Source organism: Bacillus sp. FJAT-26390, from assembly GCF_001682865.1.
GTDB lineage: Bacteria > Bacillota > Bacilli > Paenibacillales > Paenibacillaceae > Pristimantibacillus.
The window spans coordinates 19,371-32,554 of the sequence record NZ_MAQX01000033.1 but is presented as its reverse complement, the minus strand read 5'-3'; the positions used below and the strand labels follow the sequence as shown (position 1 = coordinate 32,554).

At 51.3% G+C, this 13,184-nt stretch carries 2 protein-coding genes; both read left to right on the top strand.

Annotated features, from left to right (window positions below; translation table 11 throughout):
• The first annotated feature begins 107 nt into the window (after positions 1 to 107).
• The gene (locus A7975_RS24535) at positions 108 to 5,330 is read left to right on the top strand and encodes a hypothetical protein (protein ID WP_141680413.1); all 5,223 of its coding nucleotides are present in this window, start codon (positions 108 to 110) and stop codon (positions 5,328 to 5,330) included.
• 123 nt (positions 5,331 to 5,453) lie between these two features.
• Entirely contained in the window at positions 5,454 to 13,085 is a 7,632-nt protein-coding gene (locus A7975_RS24530) for an S-layer homology domain-containing protein (RefSeq protein ID WP_065386906.1), read from the top strand.
• Positions 13,086 to 13,184: the final 99 nt, after the last annotated feature.

Sequence of the window (13,184 nt, the reverse complement as noted above, 5' to 3'; positions counted from 1 at the left end):
TTACCGAATTATGACGATCGATAGTGAAATCGGATTCATTTGAAGTCGAAAGAGAAGTCATTTGTTTTGGCAATATAGCACGAGTTCAGAGGGGGAGTCAGATGTTCATGCACAATCATAACAAGGCGCACAAAAGGATTGCGGCAGCAATGGTCCTATTTATGCTGGCGACGCTGCTGCAGGGTTTTACCGCAGTCAAAGTCGAAGCGGCTGGCGGGGATTTGGAGGTTATGTTCGGCGCAGGAACGCACATAGGTAATTTAACCTATGATGCGGATAATGCATTCATAAATATCTACGCCAATACGCCTGGGTTTAAGCAGACCAAAACGGATTCGGATTCGCAAATCGATTGGGGCAGCGGCGATATTTTTACAGGCAAGGGAGACAATGCAACGACAGTTAAATTTGAAATCGATATCCAAAACAACCCTACCCTAAGCGAGCTTGCGAAAAGCGGGCATGCCGAGGTTGTGGTCGGATGGAAAAGGCTTGTTTATTATGAAGGTTCGTTTCTAGGCATACCTACCTGGACGCGTATTTCAACGGCAACCTTCGAAGTGGATGGAGAGGAGCTGCTCCACGGGCGTACGGGCGGCGGAGATGTTGGCGCGAGAAGCGCATCCACCGTCATTACCTCGAAAACAAAAAAGATATCGATAGAAGTATATGGCGAGGGTGACGACGATGGTGATCTTACGGGAGCCAGAGGCTTGTATATTAAGTTTCAGGACAAAACCCGTCCGGTCATGTCAAGCTACACTTTCACAGGCGACGGCGCGGAGCGGGAAAATCCGATAACCGGCCAGCAGGAGCTTTTTGTCAAACAGGATGAGCACCTTAAGCTTAGCTATAATTTCACGGAGCCAGTGAAGCCAACTGCGCTAAATACAGCGTATTTTGAGCATTTCTTGCGTCATCCGCTGTTCGTCAATCCAGACGGGACCGGTCTGCCCGCCGCTGGACAACAGCAATATCTACAAAATACTTCCTATGATGCTGACAGTCTAAAGTCTTTGAAGAGCAGCATTACCTACGAATATACAGGCTCAAAATATCATAACAGCGGCAACCTGCCACTGGAGCCTCTGATCACCGGCACATCATCAGGCGCATTGCCGATGAATCAGACGCTGGAAGAAAAGCTGCGGGGAGCCGTACTGGCGGATGCGGCAGGAAATGTCGCGATTACGGATTTTCCGAATGTAGCAAGCAGCGCCAGCAATTTGCATATGCAAGGCAAGACGCTTAATCCGTTTGACTATGAAAATGGAGGCTACCGGGTCATCGTTGATGCCGTAGCGCCAAAATATACGAAAACCGGCAACGGGATTCAGCCGGAAATCGTAACGGGCGTCACGCTGAACAAAAATGACAGCATCTACTTTACGCTGCAGATGACCGAGGAGGCCATTGTAAAAAATGGCTGGGAAGCGGCAGGCACATTCATTTTGTTCAATAACGGGATGAGAGCCTACTATGAGTCGGGCTCCAACACGAAAAATTGGACGTTCAGAGCAAATATTACAAAAGAGCTCTCGATGGAAACGCCGCTTTTGAAAGCAATTGCCGTATCGCATGACAGCAAGGGTGATGCATCCGATACATCGGTTATTCAGGATTATGCGGGCAATTTGCTAATACAGCCGGCAAACTATGACGGCATACATATAGACGGAGACGAGTCTCTCGTCAATTCGAAGACCGATTGGGCCAGGCTTGCGATTGATAATCAGCCACCGGTCATCGATTACCGCTTTGAGAGCGGCGGCGCGAACGATCAGGTCTATCAGAGAAACGGGAAAGTAACGATTGATGCCAACGACCCCGCGGTCATTATCCCCCCGCTTGATCCGGTGGAAGCGGGAGCGCAGAAGCCAAGCCGCGGCATTTACCGTCCATCCAACACTACAGGGGCAGGCTCGCCGGCGGTAGGGCTCGTTTATTACGTATGGAGCCAGTCGCAGTCCGATCCTTTTGCAGCCAAGGCTGATGATCATTTTGCGGCAATTAAGCGTTATTCCCTTTCGGCTAAGCAGCCAGGAGAAGAGCTTTATCCGGGCGAATACGCAGGCACGATGCTGCAGGTGGTCAATAACAAGACGAATATGATAGCGCCGCCGGCGGAAGCGCTCACTGCTGACAACAGCGGCGAATGGTATTTGCATACTTGGACGGCCGATATGACATGGGACTCGGCAAGAGAGCTGATGCAGTACGACAAAAAGAAAAAATACGTAGAAGACAATCTTTCGCAATATGAAGCATGGAAGCAAGAGCATCCAGGCTCTGAGGCCGATAAAACGTTTTATGCCGACAATAAAGCACTTGCGGCAGTAGGCAATTATGGAGACGCCTCGCTGTGGAAACTGGATGATTTCAAATGGGATGATTCGAACTGGACGTACCGTTCGACTCCAATGAAGCTGGACAATCGCAAGCCGGCCGTCACCTTTAACGAAATTAATGGAGACGGCACGATCGATGTCCAGATTAACGCTACGATTACCGATGAGCATAGCGGAGTGAAGAAAAGCTCCTACCAATGGGTGCTTGAAGGCAAGCAGCCGAAGGAAGTCAATTGGAAAAATGCAGCGCTGAGTGGCGACAAGCTGACGGCATCGACGCTTAACGAGGTAGACGAGGATGGCAAATACCGTCTTTATGTTAAGGCAGTCGATCAAGCGGGCAATGAAATCATAACCTCGACGGATAAGATCGTAACGGTTAATTCAGAAATCAATGTCCGCTCGGCATTCTCGCCTCCGGCTGACCCGAATTATGTAAAAAGCCATGACGTGGTGTTCAGCATCAGCGGGCTCACGCCCGATGTAGTTGGCTACAGCCTCAGCACGACTGCAACTCGTCCGGCCGATGCGTCTGGTTACACGCCGCTTCAAGCTTCGATTGGCGGCAGCATGGCTAAAGGGTTTGATTATTTAATTCCGATTGATGCGGACAAGAACGGGCTTCGGTATATCCATATGATGGCGAAGGCGGGTGACCGTTACTACTACTTCTCCAAAACCTATTATTTTGACAATCAGGCGCCGACGGTAACGTTTAGCAAAAATGGAGTGGCATACCCGCTCGAAACGCAAAAGGTGACGGTAACCGTTAAGGAGCCATACAGCGTTAACGGCTTAACGAAAAGCTATCAATGGGTGAAGGCTGGAAAGGCTGCGCCCGATGCGGATTCTCCGGATTGGAAGACGCTTCCTGAGGATGGCGCAACAGCAATCGACAGCAAGGATCTGGCGGATGGTGAAATTGCCGATTTCCGCTTATACGTTTGGGCGACCGACGGAGCGGGCAACAGCATCATTAAAAGCACTTCCGGAACATTTAAAGTATCGAAGAGCGGAGGCTCTGAAGTTCCGCCTGCTCCATCCCATTCCGATCTCATTTATCTGTACGGCGATGAAGCGGATGGCTATACCGCGATTTTGAAGCTCACCCTCGATACGGAGGATAAGAGCGGCTATGAATATTCCATCTCGCCGGATAACGGCGCGAGCTGGAAAAAGTGGCGCCCATACACCAGCTTTGCAGCGGTGCCGACCGCTTCAGGAGATGCGGACAAGCTGACCGTTCAAGTGAAATACAGGACGCCGGGGGGCGCAATTAGCGAACCTCAGCTCATAAATATCGAGACGTTGTCGGGAACCGAGCCTGTATATGCTTTAGCTGAGCTGAGCACAACCCGGCCGATCGGTCCTGCGACTGGCGTGAACATCGACGTTACGGTGCCGCTTGGCATTAAGGTTATGCCATCTTTAGTGAATCCATCAGTTCCGGATCGCAGCGGCAATACGTTCAACGTGAAGGAAAATGGTTTTTATACTTTTGATCTGACTGACATTAATGACGCAGATCGCAAGGACACCTTGTATGTTGTAGTCGCCAATATTGACGGAACGCCGCCGGAGGGCAGCATTGAATATATGGTGACTCATGCTACGAACAGCGATGTGACGGTCAAGCTGGATACCTCCAAGCCCGTCCAAGTGACGAATAACGGAGGCAAGGGCGTCTACACCTTTACGCAAAACGGCAGCTTTACCTTTGAATTCATAGACGAAGCAGGCAATACCGGCACGGCAACGGCTACGGTTGAAAATATCGATAAAGAGGCGCCGAAGGTTCATATCGTGCGCTCCTACAGCTACGGGGAAAATGCCTCAAAAACGTTTGGCACCATTCGTGACGCCGGCGGCAACGTATTGTTCTCCTCCGGCGTAACGCTGGAGGTGCAGAAGGTAGACGAGAACGGCAAAGATTTTGATCTCGTTAAGGGCAGCCGTGTCGTTACGACCCAGAGCAATGGCGTTCAATCGTTCGTCGTATCCGATGCTTACGGCAATACGACGGTTTTGACGGAGAAGGTCGACAACATTATTGCGGCACCGCCGCAGCCAGACCAAATCAGCTACACGTTTGTAGACGAGGACGGAAGCGTTCTCCCGCCAAACAAAATCGTGACGATCGACGGCAAGAAGTACGCGAGAGGCAGCATGCAGGTTACGCTGAGCGGCAAGACGTCAGCGCCAAATCATGTGTTTGCCGGAGTAGTTCCGAACCTGCAAAGCGGCGGCTACACGAATCAAATCAGCGATGCGAACGGCAGCTTCACCTATTCCCGTATTTATTCGGCTAATGGGTCGACGACCCTCGCCTTGTCGGATTTGCTTGGCAATGTGAACAAGGTCGCTATAAATGTGGACGGGCTGGACAATAAAGCGCCTGAGATTAAATTAAACCGGGCTTCGACAGCTGTCGTTCAAAATAAGAAAGGCTTTGATTTCCGCACCGATCTTGGAGGCTTTACCGTATCTGATAATCTGTCGAAAGCAGCTGATATCAAGGTTGCGATCAGCAAGCTTGATTTGAGCAAAGCAGGCGGACGGCAGCAGGTTACGTATACGGTTACCGACCAGGTTGGCAATACGGCGGTAGCGGTGCAGGATGTTTATGTAGTGAAAGAGGGAGGCATGCTCCTCTTTGCTAACGACATGCTTATCTCGGCAGCCTCGCAGGAAACGGCATTGTTTGATCGCAGCACGCTGACGTTCACGATAACCGGCTATAACCTGATGAACGTAGGCGGCAGCACGAATGTCAACGAATGGGGAACCTATGATTTGCTCTATCAGCCGGGGCTCTATCGCGAAGGGCAAATGAAATATATTGCTAGCAAGCTAACCTATGATGAGCTCGTGAACGGCAAGTTCTCGGTGGCCTTCCCTAAAGCTGGCTGGTACACCATCATCGTAAGAAATCAGGAGCGGGAGCGGGAATACGCGACCTTCTTCATAACGAAAGCACAATAGTCGATCACTAACGAAAAATCATCGGCTGCGCGTCATGCGCGGCTGATGGTTCATGCGTCTCTTTTGCGGTCGGATAGTCATATTGCGATTGCTAGTGTTAGTCAGAAGATAGGGGGCAGTCAGGTGGGAAAAGGGAAGAGAAGCGGTATATTCATACTCGCGTTGTTATTGTTTATAGCTTCAAACTACGCGGGTGTCGAGGCCGTCGCAGCTGCGGTGAACAGTTCCAGCACGACGGTGCTGCAAAATGAATTTATTAAAATTACGGTTGATAACAGCACAGGCCGCTTCGGTATCCGGACGGTAGAAGGCCAGCCGATTCGGAAAAAGGATCAGAATGTCGATATGCTGTTTCGCGGCGACGATCCGGAAACCTCGTTTACAACGTTCAAAATCGACGGCACCGACTATATATTTGGCAATCCATATAAATTTTCCACACAGTTTTTCTCGGAGACGTCGAAGCCGAGAATCATTCAAAACACGAACGGAACGAAGCAGATCGAAACGATCTGGAAAATCAAAGGGGTAGAAATTAAGCAAATTTTGATGCTTTATACGGACAGCGCCGACAAGCTGAATGCCGGTAACGTCAATATCCGCTACGAGGTCGTCAACAAAAGCGGCGCTCAGGTTGAGGTAGGCAGCCGGATTTTGCTCGATACGATGGTTGCGGGCAATGACGGTCCGGAATTCCAAATCGGAACGACCTATAAGTCGCCGCTGACGGTAGAGAGAAAGCTGGTGCATGATCCGGAGCGTCTGGGCATTCCAGCAGTAGATCAGCCGGTCTACAAGCTGCCTGCCTACTGGGTGATGCGTGACAAGCTTGATCTCGACAATCCGCAGGCAACGAATGTTATCGCGTATGGCTTCAACAATTTCGCCGAAGGTAACATCAACATCGTCGACGAGATGACGGTTGGCCATTGGAACAGCCTCGCGAATACGAAGTGGGATTATACGCCGAATCCGAACCTTGATTTTACGCGCGATACGAATGATTACGGCACGGCAGATTCGGCAGTCGCCTTTTATTGGAATCCCAAGAAGCTGGCGAAGCAGGCGACAAAGACGTTTGAGACGGTATATGGACTAGGGGAAATCATTGCGCCGGACAAAGTTTTCTCGATTCGTTATATCGATCCCGTACAGCAGCTGGCTACCTTAGAGGATAACAGCGCTTATGTGAACGAGGGTATTTTTGATATCAACGTTGAGATTGAGAATCTTGCCATGTTCGATATGGAGCATTCCAAGATTACTGTGGATATGGCGCTTCAGAACGGGCTTAGCTTTGTCAGGGTAGACAATGCCGGTCATATTGTCCGAGATAAGGACAACAAGCCTGTGCTCGAGACATTCCGCACCCAATCGCTGGAACGGAAGAAAACCGCTACGCCGGAGGAGACGGCCAATAACATCAAGCCGATGTACAAGCCGGGCGAAACGGTAACGGCAACCTTTAAGGTACAGGCAACGGGCAGGCCTTGGCCCGTAACGCGGCAGTACATGGTTACGGCGAAAAGCCCGGAAACCCAGAAAAAAATGGAAGGCATGAAGGACGAGGGCATTAAAGCGCAATTCGAATCCAGCAAAACCAATTTTATTCTTCTGCCGGCAGTCGGAGAAGCGGTGCCAACTTATGTGTATGGCATGTCGCCGCCAGAGCTGTACAGCTCCGATGTGAAATATATCTCGCTTAATCTCTCTAATATCGAAGCATACAACACGGGCAATGATACTACGGCGCCTAACTTCGATCTTTATTTGCAAGAGAAGGTAACCGGCAAACGATATAAGGCAGACGTTAAAAATGCCGTCATTTTGCAGCCTGGTGCCGACGGCTTCGCGGGCGACATGCGGATTACGTACCGGGGCGGCGATCTTGTAGACGCGGCTGGCACTGTCGTGACGCCGAATCTGGGACCGGAGCTTCCGCTGGGTGAATATGTAGTCGAGATCGATTATAAAGGAACCGCAGGCGGCGACAAGGAAATTGAGGCGATGTATGACATTACGACAAGCCAAAGCTTCTTTGTAACCGACAATGAGGAATCCCGTATCAGGGAAGCTAACATTTTGGCTATTTATAAGCAAACGGTTGATTTAAGCTTCGTAACGCCTAGTGTGAGCGGCAAGCTGCTGGAAGAGATTAATGATGCTTTTCCGGGAACGCCGTTTAAGAACGGTACCGATCTTTATAGCGCCGTTACGAGATATAAGGAAGCCAAAACAATTGTGGGCATGGCAAGCAAGGCGACCGATCCCGAATTTGATTTGGCGGAATATTTGGATGCGGAGTCGCTGAAAGAAGTGGCTGCCTACCAATACCAGCTGTTTGAATCCGAGGAGGAGCTGGAGGAGTTTTTTGAAGAAGAGGATGGCCCGGAGCAGCTTGTCGTCATTCGCGGCATGATCAAGCAGGTCGGCACTGGCGATGAGCAGCAGTTGGTCGTGGACACGAAGACGGAGCCGGCCATTATTAATGAGTCGGTGGCGTATAGCGGGAAAGACATCGTGCTTGTGCCAGGCAAGCTGGATCTAGGCTTGTTCACCAAGCAGCCGAATAAGGGCGCTCTGAATGACATTCCTTTTTTCGACACGCTTATCGTGAAGGGCGACGGCATTCTTAGCGTGTCAGGCAGCGGTTTTGTTTTCCATCAAGGGGAATGGACGCTGGATTTTTATAACGGCTTTAATAAATCGCTGGGCGAAGGTTATATCGTTAACGACGAGGAGCTGCCAGACAGCGAAGGCAATGAAGAAGACGATAGTCTGAACGGCTCGCTCGACTGGGCTGCAGGCGGTCTTGGAGATGCTCTTCACCCGCTCCGCAAGCTGATGATTGAGACGATTTATTTCAACAAACATAGCTTGTTTGCGGCACCGAGCTTCTCGATTGACGGCTTCGGCCTCACCTTCAATGACTTTATTCTCCGCGAGGGAGGCGTCTCGTTTGGCGGCTCGATTTCATTGAAGATACTGGAAGCGGAAATGCGCAATGTCATTTTTAACGACAAAGGCTTTGTAGGCATTGATGCCGGACTTAAATTCGATTTGGGCCAAGACCTCGGCTTATTCGGTGCTGAGAAGTCGAAGGATGGCGGGGACGAAGAGGAGTCTGGAGGAACGGCCAGCGGCAAAATCAATATCGTTCATTTTGCCCAAAAGGTGGAGGGCGTTAACAATCAATACGGACTCCAGTTCAAAGCGGATTTGAAGGATATGGTCAAGGTTCAGATTGAGCTTTCGCTCAAGCAGGTCGATGACGGCCGGATATTGCCGGATGTGATCGCTTTTGGCACAAGCTTGCCTGATCCTGGCGTGCTCATCACGGGCGCGACGTATTTGACGGATATAAGAGGAGCGGTGCGCGAGCTTGCGGATACGATTGCGGGCGGCACCAAGAAAGACCCGTTCCCTCTCATCGTTGAAGCGGGCGTTAGCTTAAAGTTTGGTGTTGCTCCGGCATATTTCTTCGGGGACATCGATCTTACGGTAAAACGTACGGGGCTTAAGGTTGAAGGGAAAATGGATTACTCTTCAAATCCAGAGCCCGAGGACGATGATCTTGTACCCATGCTGACGAAAGCGATGATCGAGGCGCAGTGGGTAACGCCATGGTTTGTGCGGCTTGAAGCGGAGGTTGATGTTGGCGGCTGGGATGTCATTATCGGCAAAGCAGGCATTTTCGTCGGGCAAAACCTAGAGAAAAACCGGATCGACTTTGAAGGTTACATCGGCGCGAGAGTGCAAATACCGTCAAGCGTTCCCGTCGTAGGCGGCATGCCGCTCTCAAGCGTATTCCTAGGCATTAATAATGATAAGCTGTGGGGCAGCGTAGGCATTTTATTTATTTCCCTCGGCATTACCTATTATTGGGGCGGAGGCGTTGAGTTCGGAACCTCAGGCGAACAGCTGCCGGAAGGCTTCATTCATATGGTGATTGAAGATCCGGAGAAGGGTCCGCGTCTGATGGTCATTGGACAAGGCGTCGAGACATTAGCCACATCATGGCTTGATACAGAGAAGGAATCGCAGGAAATTACGTACCGTAAAGTTTCGGAAGGCGTAAGCGTGCTGGATACCGGATCAATGGGCCTTGGCATGGGCGGCATCGTTGTGAAAAATAGCGGAAGAGTGCACGAGATTCCGCTGAACGGCGTAACCGGCAATGCGATGATCGAGATGGATTACGATGCGACGGAGCTTCCGAACTTTACGCTGAAGGATTCGTCGGGCAAGCTGTACCCGGTTATCTTTGACAATACGAATACGAACCCGCAGGCGAACGCCTTTACGCAGCATATTTCTGCGGATCAGTCGGCAGACGGCGTCGATTCGAGAAAGGCTTACATTATTATTCCGCAGGATCGCGCAGCTGCAGGCGGCACTTGGACGCTTACCTCCGTGAAGAAGGTCGAGAGCAGATTGCTTAATATCCCGACTGCGCCGGAGCTGACAGACGTTAAGCTGAACCAAAGCGGAACGGATGCAAACGCGTTTACGGCTGAGTGGAAGGTTAACAACGCGCAGGCTGGAGATACGATCAACCTGTATCTGACAGAGGATGCGCTGGCAGACGCAAGCACGGCAAAAGCAGGCGGACAGGAAGTGCTGGAGCCGGGAGAGCCTGGGCTGTTGATTGCCAAAGACTTGCCTGTTGACAGCAATGGCAGCAAGTCAGGCCGCATCACTAGCGGAAGCAAAACGATCGATGCATCGAATGTTTCCTTGCTTGGAGATACCGAGGACATCCGCGGATTATTGCAGCAGGGCCATTATTATCTGCGCGCTGAGCTGAAGTCGGAGGGTGCTTTTGGCACCAAAACATCAAAAGAACGGTTCGAAATCATCGATCCGCTGGCGCCAAGCGAGGTTAGCGACGTTTTGATTCAGCCTGCGGGCAACGGGCTGTTCGCTCTTTCCTTCAAGCCTTCGGCGAAGAAGGCAGGCCATGCCGGCTTTGAGCACAGCTACGCTCTTGATGCGTTCAAGGAACGCGGCGGCGTTTTGGAGACGTACGAGCCGTTCGGTCAATTATTGTTTACGGAGACGGAGCTAGCTCCTTATTGGAATGCAGCAAAAGGCATCTATGAAGGCATCCTTATCGGAGGCTGGGCAGCGACATCCACTTCGAACGCGATTGACCAGAAAGGTCTAGTGCCGCTTAAGAATGCCAACATTGACGTGAAATATACGGGGCTTGAGATCGACAAGGATTATATCATTGGCGTTTCTGCCGTTACGAAACCGACCAAGGCTGCGGATAAAAATGAAAACTATCATTTTGCAGGCAGTGTAAAAAGCGCAATGAAGCATCTGCCTTATCCGAATAAGCCTGTGCTGAATGCGAGCTCGACCGATGGGCGATTGGAATTGGACTCATCGAAAAAATTCATTAAGCTTCTTACGAATAAAACCGAGCAAACCATCGGCCTTATTGCCAGCCATAAAGATGTCGAGGTGGAAGCGTTCTACGCGGATCAATCGATTGGCAAGACAAGCCTCAAAAATGAGGGGCCGAATAGCCGCGGCGAATTGACATTCGATCGGTTTAAGACCGACGGTCCTTATGCCATTGAATTGGTGTCTACCAATAAAGCGACCCATGATGTATCCGTTACGATGCTGTATATAACCGTAGATACGCTCGCGCCTGTGCTCTACATCGACGAGCCGGTAACGGGAGCTAGAACAACAACGGGCACGATACAGGTTGCCGGAACGACGAGCAACGATGCCCGCCTATGGGTAAACGGGCATGAGGTTCCGGTAGCGGACGATGGAAAATTCAAAAGCTTAGTGTCAATCGAAGGGAAAGAAGCTACGGCGCCGCTCCACTTTGTTTCCGAGGATTTGGCTGGCAACGAGAATACAGCGACCGTTATCGTCAGCGATTCTTCATTCGAGGCTCCGGCAGCGCTGGTGCTGAAGCCGCTTGAGAAGATCAAGCCCGGCGACAGCGTAAAGGTCAAAGCGGTGCTGAAGTTTGCAGACGGTAAGAGCGCTGACGGCAAACCTAAGTTTAAGGAAAAAGAAATAGCTGCGGCTGACTTGAAGCGGCTGCATTTCTCAATCGGAATGGGAGATGCCGTTCATCTGACGGATGCTGGCGAGATCATCGGACTTGATGTTGGCGCTAGCTTAATTGAAGCGGAATACAAACTGACGGATGATGTCTCGCTCAAGGCGATGGCAGCGGTAACGGTCGATTGGCCGGAGCAAACCACGCTAAGAAGAATTACGGCATTCCTGTCGCCAATCAGCGGCGTTACGAACAAAACGATGGCGACGATTGGCGAGGCGGGCGATATGACCGGCCAACAGCTGGCGTACAAGGTGTATCCGCAAAATGGCGCAGATGCGCAGCTTCCAACCTTCGGGCAGGATCTTAGCGAATGGGCTAACTTCCCAAGGAATGGGCAAATGGACGCTGCGGCCGGAGATACGATCATTATTGCAGCTAGAGCATCATTAACGAAAAAAGCTACCGCTACATCGGCGAAGCTGGCTGCCAGCCTATGGACGGCAGGCGGAGGCGGCGGAGGTGGCGGCGGAATAACCCTGCCTCCTGTTATGCCGGAGGGTCCGGTTGAGGTCGTGATCAATAACAAGCCTGTCCAAGCGGAGCGAGAGCAGGGCGGCGTCTCCATTCAGATTACAACGGAGATGCTCCAAGCGGCAGGCTCTGACGACGTGGTCATTACAGGTGCAGACGAGGCGGTTGCGGGATATAGCTTCCGCATGGATGCATCCGCTGTGAAGCAAGCGGTGGACAGCGGCAAGAGCATTAGCATTAGCCTCCCTATGGCACAAATCACGCTCACTCCAAAAATGCTGGAAGGCGCAGCAGGCGGCTTGTCCTTTAAGGTAGGCGTCAACGATGAAGCGGGCATTAACGCTTCGAAGAACTTGGCGAAGAGCTTGAGCTCTTCCTTGCTTGGCGACGGGCAAGGCGTGACGATTACGAGCAATCTTCCGGAAGCGAGCTGGAACGGCTATGTGTCGCTGCATGCAGCCGTTCCGAAAACGGTTCAAGCAAGGGAGATCAAGGCAGTTATTCTGCAAAGCGCGGACGGCACTTGGACCACATTGCCATGGAAGCTTGGCGGTACGGCAGAGAAGCCATATGTCGATGTGAAGCTTACCGGGGAAGGCAAGCTGATCTTCCTGACTACTTCACAAGCCTTTGGCGATGTGAGGGTCGGTTATTGGGGAGAGAAAAGCATCGGCGAAGCAGCATCGAAGCTGTTCCTACTAGGCAAAGGAAAGGGCCGCTTTGAACCGGATAGCCCTATTACAAGGGCCGAATACCCTACGATTCTGCTGCGGGTTGCAGGATTAATGAATAAGACGGCGGACGAGGGCTTTACGGATGTGAAAGCAAACGCGTGGTACAAGCAAAGCGTATCCATTGCCGCAAAGCTCGGCATCGTAAACGGTTTGGCTGACGGCAGCTTTGCGCCTGCGGCAACCTTGAACCGAATGGAAGCGATGGCGATGGTAGGCAGGCTGCTGAAGTCGCTTGAGCTAGGCGGAGATATGGATGCGGCTGAAGCTGCGCAAATTCTCTCTTCGTTCGAGGATAAGGACAGCATTCCAGAGTGGGCTGTCATTCCGGTCGCGCTGACGATTAAGCACGGCATTATTCTCGGAGACAAAGGCAAGGTCAATCCGGGCGATGCGCTGACAAGGGCGCAGGCCGCTGCAATCGCGGCAAGGCTGGATCCATTTATTACGAATCATTAATAACAGATCGTACCCGCATAAGTCGAAATGACCTATGTGGGTACATTTGCTCTGTCATCTCGTTCGTAACGGACTGGAACAATAGATTTTTTTTGCAAA